Here is a 25,143-nt window from a genome sequence, read left to right on the forward strand (position 1 = left end):
CTACTCAGCGACTCAACACCGGGGTCACGGCTGGGTTTCGGCCGTCCGCCGCGCCAGCTCCTGCTCGACCGCCGCCCTCCGCCGCTCGAGCTCACCCTGCAGCCGGACCAGGGAGGTGCCGACCGCCTCGACCCGGCGCGCCGCGTCCTTGATCCGCGACTGGGACATGGCGTCCGAGAAGATGTTGTCGAACCACACGTCGAGCGTCCGGTTCAGGTCGCCGATCCCCACCTCGCCGACCCCGTCGACCCCGATGTCCGCGAGCTCCTTGCGCAGCTGGCCGAGCGCGCTGTCGACCTGGCGCATCGACTGGTCGGCGTCGTCGATCCGGTCGTGCTTGATCCAGCTCGAGAACAGGCCACCACCGAACCACGTGTCGTAGGTGCCCCAGCTCCTGGCGCTGCTGAGGCTCTCCCGCGAGGTGTCGAGGCGGTGCAGGACCTGCCGGGCCGCCTCCTGAGCCTCGCGGATCTCCCGCAGCTCCGTGCGGAGGGCTTCGATCCGCTCCTGGTCGTCGGTCATGCCCAGCATCGTAGGGTCCGGGTGTGGCTCTGCGACCGTCCTGCCCCTGCGGCTCCGGCACGCCGTACGACGGGTGCTGCGGCCGGCTGCACCGTGGCGCGGCCCTCGCCGAGACACCGGAGCAGCTGATGCGCTCGCGCTACGCGGCGTACGCCGTCGGTGACACCGACTACGTCTTCCGCACCTGGCACCCCCGGACCCGGCCGGACGACCTCTCCCCCGACCCGGCGCTCACGTGGACCGGCCTCGAGGTCGTGGCCGCGGACGGCGACCTGGTGGAGTTCGTGGCGTCGTACGACCGGGACGGGCGGCCGGGCGAGCTCCACGAGCGCAGCCGCTTCGAGCAGCGCGGCGGCCGGTGGGTCTACGTCGACGGCGACTCGCGATGAGCGTCACGATCCGTGAGCGCCGTGCCGAGGACGTGGCGGCGCTCGCCGAGGTGCTCGCCGAGCAGCAGGCCGCCACCCAGTACCCCCTCCGCTGGCCGCTCCCGATCCCGGTCCAGGACTTCCTCGTGCGCCCCGGCGAGGAGCGGGCCTGGGTGGCCGACCTGGACGGCCGGGTCGTCGGTCACGTCGCGGTCCACGAGCTCCGCGGCCCGCTGCGCGCTGCCTTCACCGAGGCCGTCGGCACCGACGAGGTCGCCGAGCTGGCCGTGCTCTTCGTCGCCACCGAGGTGATCGGCACCGGCATCGGCGGGCGTCTGCACGACACGGCCGTGGCCTGGATCCGTGCGAGCGGCAGACAGCCCGTCCTCGACGTGGTGCCGGTCCACGCACGAGCGGTCGAGGTCTACCGGCACCGCGGCTGGCAGGAGGTCGGCGAGGTCCGCCCGGTGTGGCTCGCCGAGGACTTCCCGGCCCTGGTGCTGATGACGCTGCCCCCTAGTCGTTGCGGACGGTCTCGTGGATCTCGCGCACCAGCCGCTCGATGATCCGGGTGAGGTCGGTGTTGACGTGCAGCTCCTTCTCCTGGGCGACGAAGTCGTGGTCGGCCTTGAGCTGCTGGAACGCCGCCTGGCGGTTCTGCCCGATCATCACGAACGTCGACAGGAAGATCGCCTCGAGCGACACGATCAGGGTGAGGGTCGGCCAGGGGCTGCGCTCGAAGACCAGCATCCAGGTCGCGAACACCACGACGTGCACGTAGACGAAGGGCATCGAGCCGGCGAACCGGGTGATGAGGTCGGCGATCCGGAGCTGCGCATGCCCGGCGCGGGCGAGCTCGTGGGCGACGGCGGGGTGGTGGACAGGGGGTGTCGCAACGTCGGTCATGTCCCGGTTCTCCTCGGATCTCGCTCCGGTGCGCCCCGGAACCGCAGGTCTCGACCCGTCGCCCGGGCGACGACGTCCGACCAGGTGATCACGCCGACCAGGCGCCCGGCGGCATCGACGACCGGCACGGACTCGACCATCGCCTCGAGCATCACCTCGGCGGCGCGCGCGAGGTCGTCCTCCGGCCCGACCGACGGCCCGACCGACGGCCCGACCAACGGCTCGGCGGCCACGGTCACCGCTCCTCGGCCGGGACCACGGCGACCGGGCACGCTGCGTGCTCGACGACCGACGCCGACACCGAGCCGTTGACGAGGGTCGACCAACGGCCGCCGTGGTGGGCGCCGACGACCACGAGGTCCATGCGGTGCGACGCGCGCACCAGGGCGTCGTCCGGGAGGCCGCGGACCAGCTCGGTGCGCGCCCGGACGTCGGGGAACTTCTCGGCGAGGCCGCTGATCGCCTCCGCGAGGGCCCGGCGGGCGTCGTCCTCGATGTGGGTGTCCCAGTAGCTGTGCAGGATCGTCAGCGGCAGGCGCTGGAGCGATGCCTGCCGGTAGGCGAACTCGACCGTCCCCAGGGAACGCTCGCTGCCGTCGGCTCCGACGATCACGCCGTTGCGCACCACGGCGCGGTTGCCCGGTCGTACGACGACCACGGGGCAGGCGGCGTGCTTCGAGACGCCGACCCCGACGGACCCGAGGAGGAGGCTGGACACCGGTCCGCGACCGCGAGAGCCGAGGACGACGAGGTCCGCCCGCTCCGAGAGCTCGAGCAGCATGACCCGGGGGTCCGCCATCCGGATCAGCTCGTGCACGGGGAGGTCGGGCGCCACCTCGGCGACCCGGGCCCGGGCACGGGCGACCAGGTCACGCCCGTCGCCGCGGATCGTCTCCAGGACGCTCTGTCGGTCGACCCCGGTGGGGTCGAGCCAGACCAGGCCGTCGGGGTCGATGCCGTGCGCGAGGGTCAGCTGCCGGCTCGCGCGGACCGCCTGGCTGATCGCCCACCCGAGGGCACGGTCGGCGGAGGGCGAGCCGTCGATGCCGACGACGACGGTCCCCGACGGAATCACTGTGGTCTCCATGGGTTCACGCTGCCTGCGAACCGGCCCGGCCAGTAGCGCCGAAGGCCCCGGATCTCAGGACCATCGGCCCTGCCTGCCGAGTCGTCGACCCACCGACGATGAGGGGGTACGCAGCCCAGCACGACACCCGAGGAGCACCCGTGAAGGACCCCACCGACCTGAGTCCCGAGGAGTGTGCTCGCCTGCTGAGCGCGGGGGTGGCGGGTCGGGTGGCGCTCTCCGCACCCGACGGCCCCCACATCATCCCGGTCAACTACTCGGTCGTGGACGGCGCCGTCATCCTGCGCACCTCGCCCTACAGCGTGCTCGGGACCCACGGTCGCGACAGCCTGCTGGCGTTCGAGGTGGACACCTTCGACTACGAACGGCACACCGGGTGGAGCGTCGTCGCCCGGGGGCGGGCCGAGGTCCTGACCGACGCGGCGGAGGTCGCGCACGTCCGGGAGACCTGGGAGCCGCGCCCGTGGGCCGGAGGCCAGCGCGGCCTGTACCTGCGGCTGCGGTGGACCGAGATCAGCGGCCGCAGCGTGGGCGCCGTCGACGACCTCGCCTCGACGCTCCCGGTCCGGCGCACGCTCTGATCGACTGCGACACACTGTGCGCGTGCCCGGAGACGAGAACACGTTGCCCACGTCCACCCGGGCGCTGCTCGATGCCGTTACCGCGATCTCGTCGGACCTCGAGCTCCACTCCGTGCTCGAGCGGATCGTGAAGGCAGCGACCCACCTCACCGACGCCAGGTACGGCGCCCTGGGTGTGATCGGCAACGACGCCTTCCTCGTCGAGTTCGTCACCACCGGGCTCACGGAGGACGAACGGACGCGGATCGGCGACCTGCCGCACGGTCGCGGCATCCTCGGCCTCCTCATCCACCACCCGGAGCCGATCCGGCTCGACGACCTGACCCAGCACCCGCGCGCCGTGGGCTTCCCGCCGAACCACCCGCCGATGGAGACCTTCCTGGGCGTGCCGGTCCGGATCCGGGGCACCGTCTTCGGCAACCTCTACCTGACGGAGAAGGCCGGCGGGCGGTCCTTCACGAAGCAGGACCAGCTCCTGGTCGAGGCCCTCGCGAGCACCGCGGGCTTCGTGATCGACAACGCCCGCGCCTACGGCCTGAGCGAGCGCCGGAGGCAGTGGCTGGAGTCGTCGGCCGACCTGTCGGAGGCCTTGCAGCCCCCGATCGAGGTGGACCAGGCCTTGCAGGAGTTCGCCCGCGCGGCCCGGTCGATGTCGCGGGCCAGCGCGGCCGCCGTGCTGCGGCTCGACCACGGCATGCCGGTCCACACGATCGCCGCGGACCCGGGGACGCTCGCGACCGTCGTGGCGGCGTTGACCGCGCTCCACGACCAGCCGTGGCCCGACGTGGAGGAGGCGCCGGCCGACGCCGTTCTCGGCGACTTCACCGCGACGCTGGTGCCGCTGCGCACCCACCTCGTCCCGGGCGGTCTCCTGGTGGTGCTCTTCGAGAGCGGGACGACCCCGCCGACGTACGAGGAGCGCGCCCTGCTGGCGTCGTTCGCCGACCAGGCGGGCCTGGCCCTCGACCGCGCCCAGGCCATCGAGGACCGGGCCGAGCTCGCGGTGACCTCCGACCGGGAGCGAATCGCCCGGGACCTGCACGACCAGGTCATCCAACGGCTGTTCGCCACCGGGCTCCAGCTGCAGGGGGCCGGCTCCCTCACGAACGACCCGGCCGTGGCAGCTCGCATCGACCAGGCCGTGGAGGCCCTGGACCTGACCATCAAGGACATCCGCGGCACGATCTTCGAGCTGCAGCGCCGAGATCGCGGCCCGTCCCTGCGCGCCGACCTGCGCCAGCTGGCCCGGGAGTACTCACCGCTGCTCAAGTTCAGCCCGGCCGTGCGCACGATCGGGCCGGTCGACACCGCCATCCCCGCGGACGTCCGGGAGCAGCTGCTGCCGGTGCTGCGCGAGGCGCTGTCCAACCTGGCCCGGCACGCCGGTGCCGACCACGGCGCGATCGAGCTGGCCGTCGACGAGCACGAGGTGCGGCTGACCGTGCTGGACGACGGCGTGGGGATCGGGCAGGGCAACCCCGAGAGCGGCCTGCGCAACGCGCGTCGGCGCGCGCTCGCCCTCGGTGGCTCGCTGGAGATCACCGCCCGGCAGCCGCGGGGCACGTCGTTCGTGTGGCGGGTGCCGCTGCGCGACTAGCCCGCTCTAGTGCGGTCCGAGCAGCTTGCTGGCGAGGACGGCGGCCTGGGTGCGGCGTTCGAGCCCCAGCTTGGCCAGGATGCTGGACACGTAGTTCTTGACGGTCTTCTCGGCCAGGAACATCTGCTCCCCGATCTGCCGGTTCGTCATCCCCTCGGCGATGAGCGCGAGGAGCTTGAGCTCCTGCTCGGTGAGGTTCGCGAGCTCGGGGGCGGTCGTCTGCGGGTTGCGCACCCGCTCGAGCACCCGGGCCGTCAGGCTCGGGTCGATGAGGGAGTTGCCTCCGGCGACCTGCCGGACGGCCGAGACGAGGTCGGTGCCCTTGATCTCCTTGAGCACGTACCCGGAGGCGCCGGCCATGATCGCTGCGAACAGCGCCTCGTCGTCGTCGTACGACGTCAGGATCAGCGCTCGGATGGACGGGTCGACGGCGCGGACCGACCGGCACACCTCGATGCCCGACCCGTCGGGCAGCCGCGCGTCGAGGACCGCGACGTCGGGATGCAGCGCGGGGATCCGGTGGGTGGCGTCCACGGCGGAGCCGGACTCGCCCACGACCTCGATGTCACCGCCGCTCTCCAGGAGGGCGCGGAGACCCTGGCGCACGACCTCGTGGTCGTCGAGCAGGTAGACGCGGATCGGTGGCGCGGTCTCAGTCACGGGTCCGTTCTACCAGTGCCAGGTCGACGATGCGGTCCACCCGGTCCAGTCCCGCGTTCGCGTGGGTGATCCACACGACCGTGCGGCCGGCGCTGCCGTCGAGCACCTCGGACGCCAGCTCCTCGGCCGTGGCGCCGTCGAGGTGGGCCGCGGGCTCGTCGAGCACCAGCACGGGCTGGTCGGCGAGCAGGGACCGGGCGATCGCGAGCCGGGCTCGCTCACCGCCCGAGACCTGCGCGTGCCCGTCGCCGAGCCAGCTGTCCAGGCCGGCCGGGAGCGCATCGAGCCAGGACCCGAGCTGGGCGCGGCGCAGCGCCGCCTCGACCTCGTCGTCCCCGGCCTCGGGCCGGGCGAGACGCACGTTCTCGGCGAGCGTGGTCGCGAAGACGTGGGGGTCGTCGTCGACCAGGCCGACCGTGCGCCGTACGTCGTCCAGCGCGAGCTCGGGCAGTGCGTGGTCGCCGAGCCGGACCCGCCCACCGACCGGGTCGACGAACCGCAGGAGCAGCGCCGCGAGCGTGCTCTTCCCGGATCCCGTGGGGCCGACCACGGCGACCCGCTCACCCGGGGTGAGCTCCAGCGAGAGGTCGCGCAGGGCCAGGCGCTCGTCCCACGCCGCGGACGCGTGCTCGACCCGCACGGCGCTCCCGCCCGTCGCGGGGGCCGGTGCGTCCGGGTCGGACACGGCCGGCGGCCGCTGCGCCAGCGCGGTCAGCCGCTCCTCGGCGGCGCGGGTGCGGGCGGCGAGCGCGCCGGCGTCGGCCAGCGAGCCGGTCACCTCGCCGAGGGCGAGCGGCAGGAGGAGGAGCAGCGCGAAGAGCGGCCCGGAGAGCGACCCGTCGGCGACCCGGGGCGCGAGCACGAGGGCACTGGCGGCGACCCCGAGACCTGAGACCAGGAGTGCCGCGGCACGGCCGGACGCCAGCCGGACGGCGCCGGAGACGGCGCGGCGGCCCAGCTCCTCGCTGATCGCGGTGACGGCGCCGACCGCCCGCTCCCCGGCCTGCCACATGGTCAGCTCCGTCGCGGACTGGGTGACGTCGACGACGGCCTCCGACAGGCGGGCGCGGGTGGCGACGGCCGCCCGCTCGGACCGGTCGGTGCCGACCCGGGCCAGGCCGTAGGCGAGGCCGCCGCCGAGCAGGCAGGTGGCGGCCACGACCGGCGTGGCGAGCGGCTCGATCACCGCCGAGACCGCGACGGCGAGCACTCCCACCACCAGCGCACCGCGCACCGGCATCCGCACGCGGAGCTCGCGGTCGAGCACGCTGTCGACGTCGTCGACGACCGCGGCGAGCACGTCGCCGCGCCGCCGGCCCAGGGCCCCGGGCGTGAGCGGCACGACCGCGTCGTACACGGCGACCCGGCGGTCGGCCAGCAGCTGGAGCGCCACGTCGTGGGACCGCAGCCGCTCGACGTAGCGGAGCACCGGACGGGCGATGCCGAAGGTGCGCACGCCGACGATGGCGACCAGCAGCGTGAGGACCACGGGATGCGACGACGCCTGCACGATCAGCCAGCCCGCGGTGGCCGTGAGCGCCACGCCGGACGCCGACGCGAGACCGCCGAGGAGCGTCGGGAGCGCCAGCCCGCGGCGTGGTCCGGGCGCTGCCGGGGCGACCGGGTCCGGCCTGCCGGCGCGAGGCGCGGACGCGTGCGAGGCGGCGACGGGGACCGGCGGCGCCGGGAGGTCGACCACGCGGTCGGCGAGCGCCACCAGCGCCGGCCGGTGGGCCACCACCACGACACCGCGGGTGCGGCCGAGCTCCTGGACGACGTCGGCGACGACCCGCTCGGTGAGCGCGTCGAGGTGGGCGGTGGGCTCGTCGAGCAGGACCCAGGGCCGGTCGGAGACGACGACCCGGGCCAGGGCCAGCCGGGCCCTCTCGCCGGCCGAGAGCGTGGTGCCGTCCTCGCCGAGCACGGTGTCCAGCCGGAGCGGCAGGTCCCGGATGCGTTCCTCGAGCGCGACGCTGCGCAGCGCGTGCCAGAGCTGGACGTCGCCGGCATCCGCGGCGCCCAGCAGGAGGTTGTCGCGGATCGTGCCGGCGACGAAGACCGGGCGCTGCGAGAGCCAGGCGATCTGCGACGGGGCCGGGCCGAGCACGGTGCCCGACGTCGGCTCGAGCAGGCCGGCGAGCACGGCGAGCAGCGTCGACTTCCCGCTGCCCGATGGTCCGGTCACCGCGGTGACCCCGCGCTCCGGGACGTCGAGCGACACGGCGTCCAGGGCGGGCACCGTGCGACCCGGCCGCAGGACGGTGAGCCGGTCGACGGCGATCGGGCCCGGGCGCGGCAGGTGCTCCGGTCCCCGCGCCTCGTCGACGAGCTCGCTCGCCGCCTCGAAGGTCGCCACGCCCTCGGCGGCGGCGTGGAACTCCGCGCCCACGCGGCGCAGCGGCCAGTAGGCCTCCGGCGCGAGGAGCAGGACGACCAGGGCGGTCCGCAGGTCGAGGTCGCCGTGGGCGAGCCGGAGACCGACGGTCACCGCGACCAGCGCCACCGACAGCGTCGCCACCAGCTCCAGCACCGCCGACGAAGCGAAGGCGACCTGGAGGGTACGCAGGGTGCACCGCCGGTAGCGGTCGGTGACCGCGCGGATCGTGGCCGACTGGGCCTCGGCCCGGCGGAACGCCACCAACGTGGGCAGCCCGCGCATGACGTCGAGGAAGTGGCCCGACAGCGACGCGAGTGCCCGCCACTGCGACTCGGCGCGGTCCCGCGTGGCCAGGCCCACCAGGATCCCGAAGACCGGGATCAGGGGCAGCGTGACCAGCACGATGAGCGCGGACATCGGGTCCTGGGTGGCGATGGCGACGAGCGTGACGCACGGCAGCACCCCCGCCAGGACGAGCGCCGGCAGGTAGCGGGTGAGGTAGGGCTCGGCCGCGCTCGCGCCGCGGGTCGCCAGGACGGCGAGCTCACCGGACGAGCGCGCCGCTCCCCCGTCGCGCAGGATCGCACCGACCACGCGCCGTCGTACGTCGGTCCCGACCACGGCGGCGGCGCGCGCCGCCATCGTGTCGGTGGTCCAGCCGACGGCGGCGCGGGCGGCGAAGACCGCGACCACGACGAGCGCCCAGCGCGTCACGGCCCCGTCACCGAGGACGGCCAGCACCAGCTCCGTCACCACCCAGGCCTGGGCGACGAGGAGCAGGCTGCCGACCACGCCCGCGGCGATGACCACCGTCAGCTCGCGCCGTGCGGGCGCGAGCTGACGCCGGAGCCAGGGGTCGCCCGGCCTCACGAAACGCCCTCGAGCTCCGGCTCCGGGATGTGGTGGATCGAGATCCGCTTGCGGAAGACCCAGTAGGTCCACGACTGGTAGAGCAGCACCAGCGGGGTGAAGATCACCGCCACCCAGGTCATCACCTTCAGCGTGTAGTGCGTCGCCGAGGCGTTGGTGGTCGTCAGCGAGTACGCCGCGTCGGTGGTCGAGGGCATCACGTCGGGGAACAGGGCGACGAAGAGGCCCGCGACGGCGAGCGCGATGGTCACGAAGGTCCCGATGAAGGCCCAGCCCTCGCGTCCGGCCCCCGCGATCCCGATGGCGGCGACCAGCGCCAGCGCCGCGACCGCGAACACGAGCGCCGACCACGCGTCCCCGGTCATCGACTGCGTCCACACCAGGAAGACGACCGCGGCGACGGCCGCGCCGAGGCCCAGCTTCACGCTCAGCGCCCGGGCCCGGTACCGGATGTCGCCGTCGGTCTTCAGCGCGATGAACATCGCGCCGTGGGTGAGGAAGAGCAGCAGCGTGACGATGCCGCCGAGCAGGCCGAACGGGTTGAGCAGGGTGAAGATCGTGCCGGTGAAGTCCTTCGTCTCGTCGATCGGGACGCCGCGGACGATGTTGGCGAAGGCCACGCCCCACAGCAGTGCCGGCACGTAGGAGCCGACGATGATCGCCCGGTCCCACCACGAGTGCCAGGTGGCTTCGGGGCGCTGGTGGCGGTACTCGAACGCGAGTCCGCGCACGATCAGCGCGAGCAGGATCAGCAGCAGCGGCAGGTAGAACCCGCTGAAGAGCGTGGCGTACCACTCCGGGAACGCCGCGAACGTCGCGCCGCCCGCGGTCAGCAGCCAGACCTCGTTGCCGTCCCAGACCGGGCCGATGGTGTTGATCAGCTGGCGGCGCTCGCGGTCGTCGCGGGCGAGCACGGGCAGCAGCATGCCGACCCCGAAGTCGAAGCCCTCGAGGGTGAAGTAGCCGATCCAGAGGACGGCGATCAGGATGAACCAGACGGTGGTGAGCTCCATGATGTGTCCTCCTCCCTAGTACGCGAACGCGAGCGGCTTGTCGGTGTCGTCGTCGCTGCCGCGCAGCGTCGGTGACGGAGGTTCTCGATACGGGTCGGCGCCCTTCTTGGCGTACGTGAGGAGCAGGCCGACCTCGATGACGGCGAGGAAGCCGTAGAGCGCGGTCAACGAGATCACCGAGATCCACGCCTCGGTGACGCTGACCCCCGGCGAGACGCCGTTCGAGGTGTTCATCAGTCCGAAGACCACCCACGGCTGGCGGCCCATCTCGGTGAAGATCCAGCCCGCGGAGTTGCCGAGCAGCATCAGGATCGGGGTCGCGACCGCCATCCGGGTGAACCACCGTGACGTCGGCGCCCTCCCCTTGCGGGTCAGGAAGAGGATCAGCGCGGAGAACGTCGCCGCCAGCACCCCGAGACCGATCATGTAGCGGAAGGTCCAGTAGGTGATCGGGATGACCGGGCTGTAGTCGCCGGAGGGGTCGTAGTAGCCCGCGCCCGGGTCCTGTCCGTACTCCTCCCGGTACTGCGTGCGGAGGTCGTTGATGCCCTCGACCTCGCCGTCGAAGGAGCCGGTCGCGAGGAAGGACAGCACGCACGGCACGGTGACGGAGAACTTCTCGCTCTTCCCGTCCGGGGTGCCGATCGTGAAGAGCGAGAACGGCGCGCAGCTGTCCTCGGTGTCGTAGAGCGCCTCGGCCGAGGCCATCTTCATCGGCTGGACCTCGGTCATCACCTTGCCCTGGAAGTCGCCCGAGATCGCGACGCCGAGGCCCGCGAGGAGCGCGACCGCGGCGCCGAGGCGCAGGCCCGTGCGGTACACCTCACGGTCGACCTGGTGGCGCTTGGAGACGTAGAGCCACGCGCAGACACCGACGACGAACGCACCCGCGGTCATGTACGCCGCGAGGATGACGTGCGGGAAGGTCACCAGCTGCACCTTGTTGAACATCACTGCCCAGAAGTCGGTGAGCTCGGCGCGGCCGGTGTCGGGGTTGTAGGTGTAGCCGACCGGGTGCTGCATCCAGGAGTTGGCGGCGAGGATGAACCACGACGACGCGAGCGTGCCGAGGTGCACGATCCACATGCAGCCGGCGTGCAGGCCGCGGGGGAGCTTGTCCCAGCCGAAGATCCAGAGTCCGAGGAACGTCGACTCGAGGAAGAAGGCCAGGAGCGCCTCGACCGCCAGCGGGGCGCCGAAGACGTCGCCGACGAAGCGGGAGTAGTCCGACCAGTTCATGCCGAACTGGAACTCCTGGACGATGCCGGTGACCACGCCGATCGCGAAGTTGATCAGCATCAGCTTGCCGAAGAACCTGGTCAGGCGGAGCCACGCGGGCTGCTTGGTGCGCACCCAGAGCGTCTCCATCACGGCGACCAGCAGGGTCAGGCCGATGGTGAGGGGCACGAACAGGAAGTGGTAGACGGTCGTGATCCCGAACTGCCACCGGGCGATGTCGAGAATGCTGTCCAACGGGTTCTCCGCTCCAGAGTGACTGCAACGCCTGACACGCTAGGGACGACCCTGCTCGTGGCGCCCGGGCCCTGGGTCCTCCGGAACGGGCCAAAGGTCCCGAGCCCGGACGTCGTCGCGGAGGATCGCCCCGCGCTTGTGAAAACTTTCTCAAAGTCTGCTCCGGGGCCGCCGGGGACGCAACGCGTCCTGCGTCACGGCAGACTGGCGCCATGGATCTCGACGATCTCGAGCACGCCCACGCGGCCGTGTCGGCCCTCCTCGCGAGGCTCGGTCCCGATGACTGGGCGCGCCCGACGCCCTGCGAGGGCTGGGACGTCGAGGCCGTCGTACGCCACCTGACCACCGGCGAGCGCGCCTTCACGACCTCACTGGGGAGCGTCGCCTACGACCTGCCGGCCATCGACGCCGAGGTGGGCGCCGTGCCGCTCGCGGACCTGGCCGCGACGTACCGCGCCGGCCGTCGCCGAGCTGCGCACGATCGAGGCGCTCACCCACGGCTGGGACGTCGCACGCGGCGTCGGCGCGCCGTACGGCGTCGACCCGGCGGTCGCCGAGCGCGCCATCGTGCACAGCCTCGCCCTCATGGAGCGGCTGCCGCCCGACCGGACGCCGTTCGGCCCGCCCCAGCCCGTCGCGGACGACGCGCCCGCGATCGACCGCCTCGCGGCCCTGCTGGGCCGCACGGCCGGTGGTTGAGGACGTTGCGCAGCAACTGTCTCGACCTCCGGGACCGCGTCAGCGACTGAGCAGCACCGAGGAGCCGTGCCCGAAGAGGCCCTGGTTGGCGGTGATGCCGACCCGGGCGCCCTCGACCTGGCGGCCGGTCGCCTGCCCCCGCAGCTGCCAGGTGATCTCGCAGACCTGGGCCAGCGCCTGGGCCGGCACGGCCTCGCCGAAGCAGGCCAGCCCACCCGACGGGTTGACGGGGATCCGGCCGCCCAGGGTGGTGTCGCCGGCGCGGAGGAGTGACTCGGCCTCGCCGCGCCGGCACAGCGCGAGGTCCTCGATCCAGTCCAGCTCGAGCGCGGTCGACAGGTCGTAGACCTCGGCCACGCTCACGTCGGCCGGGTCGATGCCCGCCTCTTCGTAGGCCGCGAGCGCGATCGACTCCTTGAACGTGTGCTCGGGCGCACCGACCGCGAGCGTGGAGTCCGTGGCGAGGTTCGGCATGTCCATCACGGTGTTCGGGAAGGTCGGGGTGACGGTCGAGACCGCGTTGATCCGCACCGGCTCGGCCAGCCCGTGCTTCCGCGCGTACTCCACGCTGGTCAGCACCACCGCGGCCGCGCCGTCGCTGGTCGCGCAGATGTCGAGCAGGTGCAGCGGGTCGGAGACCACGGCGCTCGCGAGGACGTCCTCGACGCCGACCTCCTTGCGGTAGCGGGCGTTCGGGTTCTCCAGGCCGTGCTTGGCGTTCTTGACCTTCACCCGCGCGAAGTCCTCCTGGGTCGCGCCGTAGAGGTCCATCCGGCGGCGCGCGTAGAGCGCGAAGTACGCGGGGTTCGTCATGCCGAGCAGCCGGAACCGCAGCCAGTCGGGGTCGTCCCACCGCTCGCCGGCGTTGGGAGCCAGGAAGCCCTTGGGCGTGGTGTCGGCGCCGACGACCAGCGCGACCTCGCACATCCCGGCCAGGATCCGGGCCCGCGCGGTGTCGAGCGCCTGGGCGCCGGTCGCGCACGCGGCGTACGACGTCGCGACCCGCGCGCCGTTCCAGCCGAGCGCCTGGGCGAAGGTCGCGCCCGCGACGTAGCCGCCGTAGCCGTTGCGCACCGTCTCGCCGCCGACCACCAGGCCGACGTCCGGCCAGGCGATGCCGCTGTCGGCGAGCGCGGCCCGCGCCGCGTGCACGCCGTACGTCACGAAGTTCTTGCCCCACTTGCCCCACGGGTGCATGCCCACGCCCGCCACGGCCACGTCGTGGGTGCTCACTGGTCGGTCTCCTCGCCCATCTCGATGACCGGCTTCCAGCGCCAGATCGTGCGGTCGCCGGTCTCGTCGACGTAGAGCGTCTCGACCACCAGCTCGACCTCGGCCCCGACCCGCAGGTCGCCCACGCCGTAGCCGTCGGCCACCTGCCCGAGCACGACGAGGCCCTCCGGCAGCTCGACGGCGGCGAGTGCGAACGGCTCGTAGGGGTCGGTGCGTGGGATGTACGGCGGCGGCGGCTGGTACTGCGCGTCGGTGTAGGACCACACCGTCCCGTGCCGGGACAGCTCGGTGTCCTCGAAGGTCTCGCCGTCGCACGCGGGGTTGCCGCAGAAGCCGGCGGTCCTCGGGAAGAACACCGTCCCGCACGTCACGCACCTCGAGCCGACCAGCGCCGGGTCGGGCCCGGTCGTGAACCAGCCCTCGACCGCCGGCGTCGCTGTCATCCACACTCCTGAGAACTAGAACGTGTTCTCACTATAGGTGGTGCTAGCTCGGGTCGTCCGCCTGAGGCGCACCTATGGCCAGCCGAGAGGCGGACGACCCGGTCAGCCTCGGGCGAGGTAGCCCAGCAGGTCGTGGCGGGTGACGACGCCGACCGGCTTGCCGTCCTCGTGGACGAGCAGCGCGTCGGCACCCTCGAGCGTGGCCACCGCGTCGGACGCCGGCTCGGTGGAGCCGATGGTCGGCAGCGGCGGCGACATGTGCTCGCTGACGCTGTCGGTGAGGCGGGCGACGCCGGTGAAGAGCTGGTCGAGGAGGGTGCGCTCCGAGACCGAGCCGACGACCTCGGCCGCCACGACCGGCGGCTCGGCGCGGACGACCGGCATCTGCGAGACGTTGTACTCCTGGAGGATCGCGACCGCCTCGGCGATGGTCTCGCCGGGGTGGGTGTGCACGAGGTCGGGCAGCCGCCCGTCCTTGCCGCGCAGCACCTCGCCCACCGACCGCACGGGCCGCTGGGCGCCGTCGACCGGGAAGCCGTACTGGCCGAGCCAGTCGTCGTTGAAGATCTTGGTGAGGTAGCCGCGACCGGAGTCGGGCAGGAGGACGACGATCACGGCGTCCTCGCCGCCGGGAGTGCCCTCGAGCTCGTGTGCGAGCTGGACGGCGGCGTGCACGGCCATGCCCGAGGAACCGCCGACCAGCAGCGCCTCCTCACGGGCCAGCCGCCGGGTCATCGCGAAGGAGTCGGCGTCGGAGACCTCGATGATCCGGTCGGCGATCTCACGGTCGTAGGCATCGGGCCAGAAGTCCTCGCCCACGCCCTCGACGAGGTACGGCCGACCGGAGCCACCGGAGTAGACGGAGCCGGCGGGGTCGGCGCCGATCACCTGGACGTCCGGGTTCTGCTCCTTGAGGTAGCGGCCGATGCCGCTGATCGTGCCGCCGGTGCCGACGCCCGCGACGAAGTGCGTGATCCGGCCGTCGGTCTGCTTCCAGATCTCCGGCCCGGTGGTCTCGTAGTGCGAGCGCGGGTTGTTGGGGTTGGAGTACTGGTCGGGCTTCCAGGCGCCCGGCTGCGACGCGAGCCGGTCGGAGACGTTGTAGTAGGAGTCCGGGTGCTCGGGCTCGACCGCGGTCGGGCAGACGACGACCTCCGCGCCGTACGCCTTGAGCACGTTGCGCTTGTCCTCGCTGACCTTGTCGGGGCAGACGAAGATGCACTTGTAGCCCTTCGCCTGCGCGACCATCGCCAGCCCCACGCCGGTGTTGCCCGACGTCGGCTCGACGATGGTGCCGCCCGGCTGGAGCTCGCCCGAGGCCTCGGCGGCCTCGATCATCCGGGTCGCGATGCGGTCCTTCACGGACCCGCCGGGGTTCAGGTACTCCACCTTGGCGAGGACGATCGGTCCCTGTGCGCCGTCGAGGGAGCCGGTGGACTTCGAGAGCCTCAGCAGCGGGGTGTTGCCGATGAGGTCGAGGAGTGAGTTCACGTACTGCATCTGGCCAATCTAGAGGCGATCGTCACGCACACCGAAACCCCGTGGGTACCGGTCGGTGGCGGTCCGTAGAGTGGCGACGTGGGGAAAGCCGGTGCAGCACGCAAGCTGGCCTCTGCCGCGGCGTACGGCGGAGGCGGGGTCAGCGCGCTCGGCATGGCCCTGTACGGCGTCCTGAGGCTCGAGGCCGAGGTCGCCCGCAAGACGATCGGCCGGCTCGACCACGACCCGCCGGACTCGACCGGCTGGTACGGCCGCGGCCGTCCCGGACCCGCCATCAAGGTGGCGCTGCTCGGCGACTCGAGCGCCGCGGGGTACGGCGTGGACCGGGTCGAGGAGACCCCGGGCGCGCTGCTCGCCAGCGGCATCGCCGAGCAGGCGGACCGCCGCGTCTACCTGCGCGCCTTCGCCGTGGTGGGCGCGATGTCGTCCGACCTCGACGCCCAGATCGGGCGCGCGCTGCCCACCGAGCCCGACGTCGCCGTGATCCTGATCGGCGCCAACGACGTCACCCACACGGTGCTGCCGTCGGCGTCGGTCCGTCACCTCTCCGAGGGCGTGCGCCGGCTCCAGGAGGCCGGGGTCGCGGTGCTCGTCGGCACCTGTCCCGACCTCGGCACCATCAAGCCGATCGCCCCGCCGCTCAAGCAGCTGGCCCGCTCCTGGTCACGGCGGCTCGCCGCGGCGCAGACGATCGCGGTCGTCGAGCAGGGCGGCCGCACCGTGTCGCTCGGCTCGATCCTCGGCCCCGAGTTCGCGGCCGCGCCGGCGATGCTCTTCGGTCCCGACCGGTTCCACCCGTCCGCCGAGGGCTACCGCTCGCTCGTGGCCGTGCTGCTCCCCTCGACCCTGGCCGCGCTCGGCCTGGTGCCCGACGACGAGGACGAGCCCGAGGCCTTCCGCGGCGAGGGTCTGCGGTCCGTGGCGGACGCCGCCATCGAGGCCGTCAACACGCCCGGCACCGAGGTCGGCGGCACCGAGGTCGCGGGCTCGCGCCGCGGGGTGCGCGGCCTGTGGGTCGAGCTGCGACACCGCCGCCGGCACCCGGGCACCGAGGGCGAGGCGCCCGAGGCCGCCGACGTGCCGGAGACCGCTCCGGGGTAGGCGAAGGCCCACCACGACCGGTGGTCCAGCCTGCCGCAAATGAGGCGAGGGCCCCGGATCGCTCCGGGGCCCTCGCCGTACGACGCTCGGTCAGTTGTCGCTGAAGATCGCCAGGATGCGGAGCAGGTTGGTGTAGATCCAGACCAGGCTGACGGTGAGGCCGAAGGCCGCCCGCCACGACTCCCGCTCCGGGATGCCGTTGGCGACACCCTGCTCGACGAAGTCGAAGTCGAGGATCAGCATGAAGACACCGAGCACCAGGCCGACGATGGAGAACAGCAGGCCGACGCCACCGAAGCCGAAGAGACCCAGCTGGCTGTTGAAGAGGCCGAGGACGACCTCCAGCAGGCTTAGCCCCACCATGCCGAAGACGGCGGCGATCACGAAGGTGCGGAACTTGTTGCCGACCTTGATGTCGAAGAACTTGTAGGCCGCGAGCGTGCCGGCGAAGGCCGCGAAGGTCCCGATCACGGCCTGCGTGACGATGCCGCCACCGAACTGGGCGTCGAAGAACTTGCTCAGCGCGCCGAGCGCGACGCCCTCGGCGACGGCGAACGCCATCACCAGTCCGGGGCTGATCACGCGCTTGAACGAGTTGACCATCGACAGCCCGAAGGCGGCCAGCGATCCGATCACCATCGCCGCGATCAGCGGGCCGATGTCGGCGTTCGTGGTGGTGGCGCTGATCTCCGGGGTCACCAGCCAGGTGACCGCGGCGGCGGCGAACACCAGGAAGAGCGTGATGGCGGTCTTCTGGACGACCGAGTCGATCGTCATCGGGCCGGTGGTGGCCACCGGGGTCTGCACGCCGGGCTGGCCGGGCGTGCCAATGCCCCACGTCGACGGGTCGGTGTAGCCAGTCTGTCCGTAGCCCTGGCGCGTGGAGCCGGCGGAGCTGAACTCCTCCGACCGGCGGAACACAGGGTTGTTGCTTTGCATTGGTCTCTCCTCGAGGCCGGGGGTGTCGTCAGTCTGACGGGTCACCTGTAGGGCCCATCCTAGGCGGGCTCACAGGGTTCAACGCACCCGTCAGGCGGAACGTTCCCGCCGGACGAACGCGGACAGTGCCGTCCTGCGCCGGGTCCGAGCCACGGCACCACGTCGAGGTCGGGGATGGCACTGTGTGGCCCGTGAGCGGCTCGCAGATCTCCGACTTCCTGGAGCTCGTCGGTCAGCTGCCGGAGGTCGAGCGCTCCGACCGCGGCCGCTACTGGCGCTTCGACGTGCGCCGGCGGGTCTTCGGCTACCTCTGGGAGCCCACGCGGACCGTCGGCCTCAAGCAGACCATCGCCGAGCAGCTCGCCCTGGTCGCCGAGCGGCCGGACGTCTTCGAGGTGCAGTTCACGGCGTACGGCTTCGGCTGGGTGGTCGCGCACCTCGACGGCGTCGAGCGCGACGAGCTGGCCGAGCTGACCTTCGAGGCGTGGCGGCTCACCGCGCCGGACGAGGTCGCCGACGTGCGCGGCGACGTGCTGCCGAGCTGACGACGAGGTGCCCCCGCTGGGACTCGAACCCAGACTGAGCCGCTTTTAAGGCGGTTTCCTCTGCCGATTGGGATACGGGGGCGAGGTCAACGGGTCATAAGCGGGTCACCCGGAGAGTGTCCCAGTCCCGGCCGCGCGACGGAGCACGTCGTCGAGCATCGGCTCGGTGAGCCGGCCGGTGAAGGTGTTCTGCTGGCTGGGGTGGTAGCAGCCGAGGAGCACGACGGTCGCGCCGTCCGGTCCGGTGAGCGTGGCCTCGGCGCCGTGGCCGAAGCGCGGCTTCGGGCGCTCGACCTCCCAGCCGATCGCGCGGAAGGACCGCAGCGTGGCGTCCCAGCCGATCGACCCGAGCGCGACCACGACCCGCACCGAGTCGACCAGCAGCGCCAGCTCGGCCTCGATCCACGGCGCGCAGGTGTCGCGCTCGACGGTGGTCGGCTTGTTCTGCGGTGGAGCGCAGCGCACGGTGGCGACCATCCGGGTGTCGATCAGCTCCTGGCCGTCGGTGGCGTCGACGCTGATCGGCCTGGTCGCCAGCCCGACCCGGTGCAGGCTCGCGAAGAGCCAGTCGCCGCTGCGGTCGCCGGTGAAGATCCGGCCGGTCCGGTTGGCGCCGTTGGCGGCGGGCGCGAGGCCGACGATCAGCACCCGCGGGGACGGGGAGCCCCAGCCGGGGATCGGCCGGCCCCAGTAGGGCTCCCCGGCGTACGACGCGCGCTTGTCGCGCGCGACGTCCTCGCGCCAGGCCACGAGTCGTGGGCAGGCGCGGCAGACCGAGACCCGGGCGTCCAGCTCGCGCAGGTCGCGGGTGCGGGCGAGCCGGCGTACGACGGCGGGGGTGGCCGCGACCGGGGTGTCGGCGGCGGCCGGGTCGCCCGGCCAGCCGGCGCCCGGCGGGACCGGCGAGCCGAAGAGCTCGCCGGTCCCCGGGTGTGGAAGGAGGTCGCTCACGCGCGCCATCCTCCCGCGCTGCTCAGGGGGCCGGCTGGACGGACGTCTCGTGCCGCACCTTGTCGGCCGCGGTCGACGCGGCGTCGACCACCTTGTCCTTGGCGGCCTCGGCGACGACGGCCGCCTGGTGGACCGCGGCCTCCTGTGCCTTGCCCGTCGCGGCGCGCACCTTGGGGTTCTGCGCGACCTTGCCGGCGCCGGACTTGATCTGCTCGTAGCGCTCGTGCCCGGCGCGGGAGCCGAGCACGTAACCGATGGCGACACCGGCGATCAGAGTGAGCTTCTTCATGGTGACTCCTTCGTCGGGGGACTATCCATCCCCCGTGCCCTCCCCGGGCCGCCGTGAAACAGCCAGCCGCCGGGGTAGTCCCTGACGAAATCGGGGTCGGAGCGGTGCCCTCACCCCGCTTTCGTCAGGGACTACCCCCGCGAGGCGATGGACCAGGCGATCCCGTCGAGGATGTCGGCCTCCGAGACGACGAGGGTGTCCACGCGGGCGCGGCGCAGGACGCGGGCGAGGATTAGCGCGCCGGCATCGATCACGTCGGCACGCCCCGGGTGCATGGACGGCAGCGCCCGGCGCTCGGCGACGGTCATCGCCAGCAGGCGGTCGACGGTGGCCACCAGGTCGGCGGCGGGGAAGACGGTCTGGTCGACGGCGTCCCGGTCGTACGCCGGGAGGTCGAGCGCCACGGCGGCGAGCTGCGTGACGGTGCCGGCGACCCCGACCACCGTGGCCGCGGACGACGGGTCGACCGGGCAGGCGTCGAGGTGGGCGTCGATGTCGGCGACGCAGGCCGCGATCTCCTCGGCGGTGGGTGGGTCGGAGTGGAGGTGTCGCTCGTGGAGACGCACCGACCCGATGTTCATCGAGTCGGCGGCGTCCGGCGACGACGTGCCGAGGATCAACTCGGTCGAGCCCCCGCCGACGTCGATGACCAGGATCGGGGGCGCGGGCTCGACGCGCAGGTTGCGGACCGCGCCGTCGAAGGACAGCGCCGCCTCCTCGCTGCCGGTCACCACCTCCGGCTCCACCCCGAGCCGCGCGCGGACGCCGGCGACGAAGACGTCGGCGTTGGACGCGTCGCGGCTGGCCGAGGTGGCGCAGAACCGCACCCGTTCCGGCGGCACGTCGTGCGCGCGGATCAGCGCGGCGTACTCGTCGATCGCGGCGAACGCCCGCTCGAGCGCCTCGTCGGCGATCCGGCCGGTGCGGTCGAGGTCCTGGCCGAGCCGGACCATCCGCATCTCGCGCACGTCGACGTCGGGCAACGCACCGATCAGCAGCTTGATCGTGTTGGTGCCGCAGTCGATCGCGGCTACGCGTCGACGCACGGCCCGCTTCGCCACCAGTCGCCGAGCAGGTCGAGCACCTCGTCGCCGAGCGGGTTCACGCCGCGGCCCATCGCGAGCGACTGCCCGGCCAGCACGTGGAGGCACTTGACCCGGTCGGGCATGCCGCCGGCGGAGATCCCCTCGATCTCGGGCACCGAGCCCAGGGTCGCTCGGTACTCCAGGTAGCGCTCGTGCGCCGCGCGGTAGGCCGCGGCCAGCTCGGGGTCGTCGGCGAGCCGGTCCTGCATCTCCTTCATCAGGCCGGAGCCCTCGAGGGTGCCGATCCGCGAGGCCGCCCGCGGGCAGGTCAGGTAGAAGGTGGTCGGGAACGGCGTGCCGTTGGGCAGCCGCGGCTCGGTGGTGACGACGTCGGGGTTGCCGCAGGGGCACCGGTGCCCGACCGCGTGGATCGCCCGCGGCTCGCGGCCGAGCTGGGCTTCGATGGCGGAGACGTCGGAGGGGTCGATCACGGCTCGATCATGCCAGTGGTTTCGCGGCCCGCCTCGCCCGCACCTCACCCAGCGGAGCGGTCGACCTGGTCCCGGATCTCGGCTGCCGGCGGGGCCTCGGGCTTCGGCGGGTTGCCGGCCAGCTCGACCGACTGCCACGCGGAGTTCCACCAGGCGGCCGGCGGCTTCTGCGCCACGGTCGACGGGTCGGTCAGCGAGCTCTCCCGCTCGAGCGGGTCGCCGTTCTCGTCGAGCACGACGTAGGCGGTCTCGCCCGGCATCACGTAGTTGAGCTCGCGAGCCTGCTGGCGCACGTACGCCGGGTCCTCCCAGCGCCGCTTCTCGCGCTCGAGGTCGTCGATGTTCTGCTGGCGCAGCGCGATCGTGTCCTTGAGGCTGCTGATCTGGGTGCGCTGCTGGAGGTAGGCGCGCATCGAGGACGCGTAGCTCACCGTCAGCACGGCCAGCACGAGCACCAGGATCGCGGCGCGCCCGGTCAGCCGCGAGCCGCGCTGCGGGACGACGGCGACGCCCCGCGTGTCGGTGTCGGTCGGTCGCCCGCCGCGCCCCGAAGCCGCTCCGGTGCTCGGGACCCGCCCGGGTCCGGTGCGCCCCCGGGGGCGTGATCCGCGCGCGGGTGTACGACGGTTGTCGACCATGCCTACTAGGGTCGCTCAGGCGCCGTAGCGGGGGAACGCCGACGCGCCGGAGTAGCGCGCCGCATCTCCGAGCTCGTCCTCGATCCGGAGCAGCTGGTTGTACTTCGCCACCCGGTCCGAGCGCGCCGGGGCGCCGGTCTTGATCTGGCCGCAGTTCACCGCGACGGCCAGGTCGGAGATCGTGGTGTCCTCGGTCTCGCCCGAGCGGTGGCTCATCATGCAGCGGTAGCCGTTGCGGTGCGCGAGCTCGACGGAGTCGAGGGTCTCGGTGAGCGTGCCGATCTGGTTGACCTTCACCAGCAGGGCGTTGGCCTGGCCACCGGTGATGCCACGCTGCAGCCGCTCGACGTTGGTGACGAACAGGTCGTCGCCGACGATCTGGGTCTTCGTGCCGAGCTGGTCGGTGATCGCCTTCCAGCCGTCCCAGTCGTCCTCGTCGAGGGGGTCCTCGATCGAGACGATGGGGTACGACGCCACCAGCTCGCCGTAGTAGGCGGTCATCTCGTCGGCCGACTTCGAGCCGCCCTCGAAGGCGTAGGACCCATCCTTGAAGAACTCCGACGCCGCGACGTCCATCGCCAGCGCGATGTCGGTGCCGAGCGTCAGGCCGGCGGCCGAGACCGCCTCGGCGATCAGGTCGAGCGCGGCCCGGTTGCTGTCGAGGTTCGGCGCGAAGCCGCCCTCGTCGCCGAGGCCGGTGGAGAGGCCCTTCTTCTTCAGCACGGACTTGAGCGCGTGGTAGACCTCCGCGCCCTGGCGCAGGGCCTCGCGGAACGTCGGGGCGCCGATCGGCGCGATCATGAACTCCTGGATGTCCACGTTGGAGTCGGCGTGCGAGCCGCCGTTCAGGATGTTCATCATCGGCACCGGCAGGAGGTGCGCGTTGGGGCCACCGACGTAGCGGTAGAGCGGGAGGCCCGCCGAGTCGGCGGCTGCGCGGGCGACCGCGAGCGAGACGCCGAGGATCGCGTTCGCGCCGAGGTTGGCCTTGTTGGGCGTCGCGTCCAGCTCCAGCATCGTCTGGTCGACCAGGCGCTGGTCGTCGGCGGTGAGTCCCTCGACGGCCGGGCCGATCTGCTGGATGACCGCGTTGACGGCCTTGCCGACACCCTTGCCGCCGTAGCGGTCGCCGCCGTCGCGCAGCTCGACCGCCTCGAAGGCGCCGGTGGACGCGCCGCTGGGCACCATCGCCCGGGCGAACGCGCCGTCGTCGAGCAGCACCTCGACCTCGACGGTGGGGTTGCCTCGTGAGTCGAGGATCTCGCGGGCGCCGACAGCTTCGATGGATGCCATGTGGCCAGCCTAGTGCCGATTGCGGCGGGCGATCACGCCCGGTCAGCCGCCGGGAAGCTCACGCTCATCGTGGTGCCGCTCCGGCCCTCGGTGTCGCGCGCCGACGCGGTCCCGCCGTGCCGCTCGACCACCCGCTTCACGATCGACAGGCCGAGCCCGGTGCCGCGGTAACCGTCCTGGTGGGCCCGGTGGAAGGTGTCGAAGACCCGGGTGTGCTGCCCCTCGGGGATGCCGATGCCGTTGTCGGCGATCTCGATGACCACCATCGGCCCGTCGTCGCCCGCGACGGTCCGAGCGGACACCGAGATCTCCGGCCGCACCCCGGGCGCGACGTACTTGACTGCGTTGCCGACCAGGTTGTCGACGACCTGGCGCAGCAGCACGGGCTCGGCCAGCGCGTCGGGCAGCGCGGGGTCGATGTCGATGACGGGTGCGGACGCGGCCCGCACCCGGCTCGCCTCGACCCGGGCCCGGGCGATGTCCTGCACCAGGGCCAGCAGGTCGACCCGCACCGGTGTGATCCGGAGGTCGCGCGCCGTCGTGTAGGCCAGCAGGTCGCTGATCAGGTGCTGCATCCGCTGCGCCGCGCGCTGGATGCGGTCGAGCTGGTCGGCCTGCTGCTCGGGCGGCACGACGATGCCGGCGCGGACCGACTCGAGCAGCGACTCCGACCAGCCCTCGACGACGGTGAGCGGGTTCAACAGGTCGTGGGCGACGACGCCCGCGAACGACGCCAGCTCGTCGCGCTCGCGACGGTCGGCGGTGACGTCGTGGAAGACCACGACCACCAGGGGCGGGTCGCTGCCGGGCAGCGCGCTCGCGGTCACCTCGACCGTCCGGCCGTCGGGAGCCGTGGGGCTTCGGACGAACAGGTCGAGGTGCTCGAGCGACTCCCCGGAGAGCGCGAGGGCGACCGGCGACTCCTCCGGGGTCAGCGGGCTGCCGTCGAGGTGGCGGATGTCGTAGCCGACCACGTCGAGCGCGCCGTTCTCGCCCACCTGGGCCTCGCCGAGGAGGGTCCGGGCGGACGGGTTGCGCAGCACGACGTCGCCGGTCGCGGCGACGACGCTCACGCCGTCGGTCATCGTGTCGAGGATCGTGCGCATCAGGGTCGCCTGCGCGGTGGCGGCGTCCTCGGAGGCGGCGACGCGCTGGTGGAGCCCCAGGCTCTCGCGGCGCCCGGCCGACAGCGCGAGTGTCAGCACGACCACGACGCCGACGTAGGCCTGGACGACGAGTACCTCGGAGCTCGGGTCGCCGATCGACGAGAAGGGCCCCCTGTCCAGGATCGTGGAGACCACCACCCCCGCGGAGACCAGGAGCGCGTGGATGTCGGCGACCCAGGGCGAGAAGCGGGTGCCCGCCCAGACCGACGTCGCGAGCAGAAGGAAGGGGACCGGCAGGCGGTCGTTGACGACGAAGATCATCCAGCCCGCGCCCAGGCTGACGATGCCGAGCGCGACGACCTCGACCACACTGCCCCGGTAGGGGCCGATGGCCTTGGGTGCCAAGCCGGGCATCCTGGCCCGCGCGGCATTCCGGGCGAGGAGCGAGAGCGGGAAGATCGCGATGATGCCGACCGAGTTGCGGACCACCCACGACGCCAGCACGTTCCAGTCGGCGCCGCCGACGGCGATGAGCGAGGCCGGGCCCACCAGCGCCGAGACGACCGCCGACACGAGCGCGGCGGCGAGCAGGTAGCCGAGGTCGCGCAGCCGCTGGACGCCGGCCGGTGGGTCGTCGCCGAAGCCCCACCACTCGGGGCACCAGCGTGCGATCAGCAGGCCGAACACCAGGGTCTGGACGGCGATCGCGACCGCGAGGCTCAGCGCGATGCCTGCAGTGGCGCCGGTCAGGAGGTAGACCGCCCACGACAGCACGACGACGCCGGCGACGTCGGCCGCCAGCCACCGTTGCCACCCCCGCACCGCCAGCCAGGCCGCGGCGACGCCGGCCGCGGGCCAGACCAGGGCGACCGGGCTCCCGGGGACGAGCGCCTGCCGCCCGAGGTAGGCCGCGATCGCGAAGAACGACGCGAACGAGGCCAGGTCCAGGAGGCGCGCGCGGGTCACTCCTCGCTCCCCCGCGCCGCTAACGCTCGCCGCGCGGCCGCGCGCAGGTCGTCGGGGTGGAACGGCTTGGCCACCCGCTCGCAGCCGGTGTCCGCGATCCGATCGATGATCTCGCCGGTCCACTGCACGGTCACGAACACCGCGGGCACCGCCGGCCAGTTGCCGTGCAGCTCGGCCAGGAGCGTGATCCCGTCGGTGTCCGGCAGGGCGTAGTCCATCAGCACCAGATCAGGGCTGTAGTCGGGCTCGTCCGCGTGCAGCGCGCGCAGCCGGCGCGCGTCGGTGACGCCACGGAGCTCGTACCCGTCGTGGAGCATGCAGTGCGCGATCCAGTCGCGCACCTCGACGTCGTCTTCCACGATCAACACCCGAGACATGGGCTGACCCTAATACCCAGAGCAGCCGTCGTACGGCGCCCCGCAGGGCCTGCTCGGATCGTGGGCTGCCCTGCGCCCAGCCCGGTGGTGCGC

At 72.7% G+C, this 25,143-nt stretch carries 26 protein-coding genes, 1 tRNA gene and 1 pseudogene; 7 read left to right on the top strand and 21 right to left on the bottom strand.

What is annotated here, in order from left to right:
- Positions 1 to 24: 24 nt before the first annotated feature.
- Positions 25 to 522, bottom strand: a complete 498-nt coding sequence (locus tag PD653B2_RS00355) for a hypothetical protein (RefSeq protein ID WP_133059040.1) — start codon at positions 520 to 522, stop codon at positions 25 to 27.
- Positions 523 to 545: 23 nt separating this feature from the next.
- Here PD653B2_RS00355 and PD653B2_RS00360 point away from each other — a divergent pair, with 23 nt between their 5' ends.
- Together PD653B2_RS00360 and PD653B2_RS00365 are read left to right on the top strand one after the other, a co-directional pair.
- Positions 546 to 911 (top strand): YchJ family protein, encoded by a 366-nt coding sequence (locus PD653B2_RS00360; protein ID WP_085870342.1) that lies wholly within the window; start codon positions 546 to 548, stop codon positions 909 to 911.
- On the top strand, positions 908 to 1,456 hold the full coding sequence (locus PD653B2_RS00365) for a GNAT family N-acetyltransferase (protein ID WP_207559449.1): 549 nt from the start codon (positions 908 to 910) through the stop codon (positions 1,454 to 1,456). Before PD653B2_RS00360 ends, PD653B2_RS00365 begins: the two co-directional genes overlap by 4 nt.
- Here the strand turns inward: PD653B2_RS00365 and PD653B2_RS00370 are convergent.
- Genes PD653B2_RS00370 through PD653B2_RS00380 form a run of 3 tightly spaced genes read right to left on the bottom strand, consistent with a single transcriptional unit; the run spans position 1,407 to position 2,883 of the window.
- Complete coding sequence (locus PD653B2_RS00370) at positions 1,407 to 1,796, bottom strand: DUF1003 domain-containing protein (protein WP_085870343.1); 390 nt, start codon at positions 1,794 to 1,796, stop codon at positions 1,407 to 1,409. The two genes, PD653B2_RS00365 and PD653B2_RS00370, sit on opposite strands and share 50 nt — an antisense overlap.
- Entirely contained in the window at positions 1,793 to 2,029 is a 237-nt protein-coding gene (locus PD653B2_RS00375) for a CBS domain-containing protein (RefSeq protein ID WP_165763264.1), read from the bottom strand. Before PD653B2_RS00375 ends, PD653B2_RS00370 begins: the two co-directional genes overlap by 4 nt.
- A gap of 2 nt (positions 2,030 to 2,031) precedes the next feature.
- A complete protein-coding gene (locus PD653B2_RS00380) occupies positions 2,032 to 2,883 on the bottom strand; it encodes a universal stress protein (RefSeq protein ID WP_085870345.1) in 852 nt (283 codons plus the stop codon).
- Between the two features lie 140 nt (positions 2,884 to 3,023).
- Here PD653B2_RS00380 and PD653B2_RS00385 point away from each other — a divergent pair, with 140 nt between their 5' ends.
- Together PD653B2_RS00385 and PD653B2_RS00390 are read left to right on the top strand one after the other, a co-directional pair.
- On the top strand, positions 3,024 to 3,464 hold the full coding sequence (locus PD653B2_RS00385; RefSeq protein ID WP_165763265.1) for a pyridoxamine 5'-phosphate oxidase family protein: 441 nt from the start codon (positions 3,024 to 3,026) through the stop codon (positions 3,462 to 3,464).
- A gap of 22 nt (positions 3,465 to 3,486) precedes the next feature.
- The gene (locus PD653B2_RS00390) at positions 3,487 to 5,061 is read left to right on the top strand and encodes a GAF domain-containing protein (RefSeq protein WP_133059039.1); all 1,575 of its coding nucleotides are present in this window, start codon (positions 3,487 to 3,489) and stop codon (positions 5,059 to 5,061) included.
- A gap of 6 nt (positions 5,062 to 5,067) precedes the next feature.
- Here PD653B2_RS00390 and PD653B2_RS00395 read toward each other — a convergent pair whose 3' ends face one another.
- From PD653B2_RS00395 to PD653B2_RS00410, 4 genes are read right to left on the bottom strand one after another with little or no spacing between them, the layout of a single operon-like run.
- Positions 5,068 to 5,721, bottom strand: a complete 654-nt coding sequence (locus PD653B2_RS00395; protein ID WP_085870348.1) for a response regulator — start codon at positions 5,719 to 5,721, stop codon at positions 5,068 to 5,070.
- Positions 5,714 to 8,968, bottom strand: a complete 3,255-nt coding sequence (gene cydD / locus PD653B2_RS00400) for a thiol reductant ABC exporter subunit CydD (protein WP_085870349.1) — start codon at positions 8,966 to 8,968, stop codon at positions 5,714 to 5,716. Before cydD ends, PD653B2_RS00395 begins: the two co-directional genes overlap by 8 nt.
- Positions 8,965 to 9,981 (bottom strand): cytochrome d ubiquinol oxidase subunit II, encoded by a 1,017-nt coding sequence (cydB, locus tag PD653B2_RS00405; RefSeq protein ID WP_085870350.1) that lies wholly within the window; start codon positions 9,979 to 9,981, stop codon positions 8,965 to 8,967. The genes cydD and cydB overlap by 4 nt, the downstream gene beginning before the upstream one ends.
- A gap of 15 nt (positions 9,982 to 9,996) precedes the next feature.
- Positions 9,997 to 11,454 carry a cytochrome ubiquinol oxidase subunit I gene (locus PD653B2_RS00410; protein ID WP_085870351.1) on the bottom strand — a complete coding sequence of 486 codons (1,458 nt, stop codon included), beginning with the start codon at positions 11,452 to 11,454 and terminating at the stop codon, positions 9,997 to 9,999.
- Positions 11,455 to 11,666: 212 nt separating this feature from the next.
- On the opposite strand from PD653B2_RS00410, the pseudogene PD653B2_RS25975 reads away from it, so the two are divergent.
- Positions 11,667 to 11,990 (top strand): annotated as a pseudogene (locus PD653B2_RS25975) (maleylpyruvate isomerase family mycothiol-dependent enzyme); the annotation flags it as partial.
- Between the two features lie 202 nt (positions 11,991 to 12,192).
- Here the strand turns inward: PD653B2_RS25975 and PD653B2_RS00420 are convergent.
- From PD653B2_RS00420 to PD653B2_RS00430, 3 genes are all read right to left on the bottom strand, one after another.
- The gene (locus PD653B2_RS00420) at positions 12,193 to 13,386 is read right to left on the bottom strand and encodes a lipid-transfer protein (RefSeq protein WP_207559448.1); all 1,194 of its coding nucleotides are present in this window, start codon (positions 13,384 to 13,386) and stop codon (positions 12,193 to 12,195) included.
- On the bottom strand, positions 13,383 to 13,829 hold the full coding sequence (locus tag PD653B2_RS00425; RefSeq protein ID WP_085870353.1) for a Zn-ribbon domain-containing OB-fold protein: 447 nt from the start codon (positions 13,827 to 13,829) through the stop codon (positions 13,383 to 13,385). Before PD653B2_RS00425 ends, PD653B2_RS00420 begins: the two co-directional genes overlap by 4 nt.
- A gap of 102 nt (positions 13,830 to 13,931) precedes the next feature.
- Positions 13,932 to 15,329, bottom strand: coding sequence for a cystathionine beta-synthase (locus tag PD653B2_RS00430; protein WP_085870354.1), 1,398 nt, complete (start codon positions 15,327 to 15,329; stop codon positions 13,932 to 13,934).
- A gap of 78 nt (positions 15,330 to 15,407) precedes the next feature.
- Here PD653B2_RS00430 and PD653B2_RS00435 point away from each other — a divergent pair, with 78 nt between their 5' ends.
- Positions 15,408 to 16,430 (top strand): SGNH/GDSL hydrolase family protein, encoded by a 1,023-nt coding sequence (locus tag PD653B2_RS00435; protein WP_085870355.1) that lies wholly within the window; start codon positions 15,408 to 15,410, stop codon positions 16,428 to 16,430.
- A 90-nt stretch (positions 16,431 to 16,520) separates the two neighbouring features.
- On the opposite strand, the gene PD653B2_RS00440 is transcribed toward PD653B2_RS00435, so the two are convergent.
- Positions 16,521 to 17,369, bottom strand: a complete 849-nt coding sequence (locus tag PD653B2_RS00440) for a Bax inhibitor-1/YccA family protein (RefSeq protein ID WP_085870356.1) — start codon at positions 17,367 to 17,369, stop codon at positions 16,521 to 16,523.
- Positions 17,370 to 17,560: 191 nt separating this feature from the next.
- Here PD653B2_RS00440 and PD653B2_RS00445 point away from each other — a divergent pair, with 191 nt between their 5' ends.
- Complete coding sequence (locus PD653B2_RS00445; RefSeq protein WP_242665064.1) at positions 17,561 to 17,914, top strand: MmcQ/YjbR family DNA-binding protein; 354 nt, start codon at positions 17,561 to 17,563, stop codon at positions 17,912 to 17,914.
- An 8-nt stretch (positions 17,915 to 17,922) separates the two neighbouring features.
- On the opposite strand, the gene PD653B2_RS00450 is transcribed toward PD653B2_RS00445, so the two are convergent.
- From PD653B2_RS00450 to PD653B2_RS00490, 9 genes are all read right to left on the bottom strand, one after another.
- Positions 17,923 to 17,996: transfer RNA gene (locus PD653B2_RS00450), tRNA-Leu, on the bottom strand.
- A 23-nt stretch (positions 17,997 to 18,019) separates the two neighbouring features.
- On the bottom strand, positions 18,020 to 18,874 hold the full coding sequence (locus PD653B2_RS00455; RefSeq protein ID WP_085870357.1) for a uracil-DNA glycosylase: 855 nt from the start codon (positions 18,872 to 18,874) through the stop codon (positions 18,020 to 18,022).
- A gap of 13 nt (positions 18,875 to 18,887) precedes the next feature.
- Positions 18,888 to 19,154: a hypothetical protein gene (locus tag PD653B2_RS00460; RefSeq protein WP_085870358.1), complete on the bottom strand. Its 267-nt coding sequence runs from the start codon at positions 19,152 to 19,154 to the stop codon at positions 18,888 to 18,890.
- Positions 19,155 to 19,285: 131 nt separating this feature from the next.
- The gene (locus PD653B2_RS00465) at positions 19,286 to 20,200 is read right to left on the bottom strand and encodes a Ppx/GppA phosphatase family protein (RefSeq protein ID WP_242665065.1); all 915 of its coding nucleotides are present in this window, start codon (positions 20,198 to 20,200) and stop codon (positions 19,286 to 19,288) included.
- Positions 20,185 to 20,670: a DUF501 domain-containing protein gene (locus PD653B2_RS00470; RefSeq protein ID WP_085870359.1), complete on the bottom strand. Its 486-nt coding sequence runs from the start codon at positions 20,668 to 20,670 to the stop codon at positions 20,185 to 20,187. Before PD653B2_RS00470 ends, PD653B2_RS00465 begins: the two co-directional genes overlap by 16 nt.
- A gap of 44 nt (positions 20,671 to 20,714) precedes the next feature.
- Complete coding sequence (locus PD653B2_RS00475) at positions 20,715 to 21,308, bottom strand: FtsB family cell division protein (protein WP_085870360.1); 594 nt, start codon at positions 21,306 to 21,308, stop codon at positions 20,715 to 20,717.
- A gap of 15 nt (positions 21,309 to 21,323) precedes the next feature.
- Entirely contained in the window at positions 21,324 to 22,601 is a 1,278-nt protein-coding gene (gene eno / locus PD653B2_RS00480; protein ID WP_085870361.1) for a phosphopyruvate hydratase, read from the bottom strand.
- Positions 22,602 to 22,633: 32 nt separating this feature from the next.
- On the bottom strand, positions 22,634 to 24,673 hold the full coding sequence (locus PD653B2_RS00485) for an ATP-binding protein (protein WP_165763267.1): 2,040 nt from the start codon (positions 24,671 to 24,673) through the stop codon (positions 22,634 to 22,636).
- Positions 24,670 to 25,050, bottom strand: coding sequence for a response regulator (locus PD653B2_RS00490; protein WP_085870363.1), 381 nt, complete (start codon positions 25,048 to 25,050; stop codon positions 24,670 to 24,672). Before PD653B2_RS00490 ends, PD653B2_RS00485 begins: the two co-directional genes overlap by 4 nt.
- Between the last annotated feature and the right edge of the window lie 93 nt (positions 25,051 to 25,143).

It is taken from the genome of Nocardioides sp. PD653-B2 (assembly GCF_002117935.1).
Classification (GTDB): Bacteria; Actinomycetota; Actinomycetes; order Propionibacteriales; family Nocardioidaceae; genus Nocardioides.

Coding starts and splice junctions, on each gene's coding strand:
- PD653B2_RS00355 (WP_133059040.1), bottom strand. CDS start 522: ATGACCGACGACCAGGAGCGGATCGAAGCCCTCCGCACGGAGCTGCGG.
- PD653B2_RS00365 (WP_207559449.1), top strand. CDS start 908: ATGAGCGTCACGATCCGTGAGCGCCGTGCCGAGGACGTGGCGGCGCTC.
- PD653B2_RS00370 (WP_085870343.1), bottom strand. CDS start 1,796: ATGACCGACGTTGCGACACCCCCTGTCCACCACCCCGCCGTCGCCCAC.
- PD653B2_RS00380 (WP_085870345.1), bottom strand. CDS start 2,883: ATGGAGACCACAGTGATTCCGTCGGGGACCGTCGTCGTCGGCATCGAC.
- cydB (WP_085870350.1), bottom strand. CDS start 9,981: ATGGAGCTCACCACCGTCTGGTTCATCCTGATCGCCGTCCTCTGGATC.
- PD653B2_RS00425 (WP_085870353.1), bottom strand. CDS start 13,829: ATGACAGCGACGCCGGCGGTCGAGGGCTGGTTCACGACCGGGCCCGAC.
- PD653B2_RS00430 (WP_085870354.1), bottom strand. CDS start 15,329: ATGCAGTACGTGAACTCACTCCTCGACCTCATCGGCAACACCCCGCTG.
- PD653B2_RS00440 (WP_085870356.1), bottom strand. CDS start 17,369: ATGCAAAGCAACAACCCTGTGTTCCGCCGGTCGGAGGAGTTCAGCTCC.
- PD653B2_RS00455 (WP_085870357.1), bottom strand. CDS start 18,874: ATGGCGCGCGTGAGCGACCTCCTTCCACACCCGGGGACCGGCGAGCTC.
- PD653B2_RS00460 (WP_085870358.1), bottom strand. CDS start 19,154: ATGAAGAAGCTCACTCTGATCGCCGGTGTCGCCATCGGTTACGTGCTC.
- PD653B2_RS00475 (WP_085870360.1), bottom strand. CDS start 21,308: ATGGTCGACAACCGTCGTACACCCGCGCGCGGATCACGCCCCCGGGGG.
- eno (WP_085870361.1), bottom strand. CDS start 22,601: ATGGCATCCATCGAAGCTGTCGGCGCCCGCGAGATCCTCGACTCACGA.
- PD653B2_RS00490 (WP_085870363.1), bottom strand. CDS start 25,050: ATGTCTCGGGTGTTGATCGTGGAAGACGACGTCGAGGTGCGCGACTGG.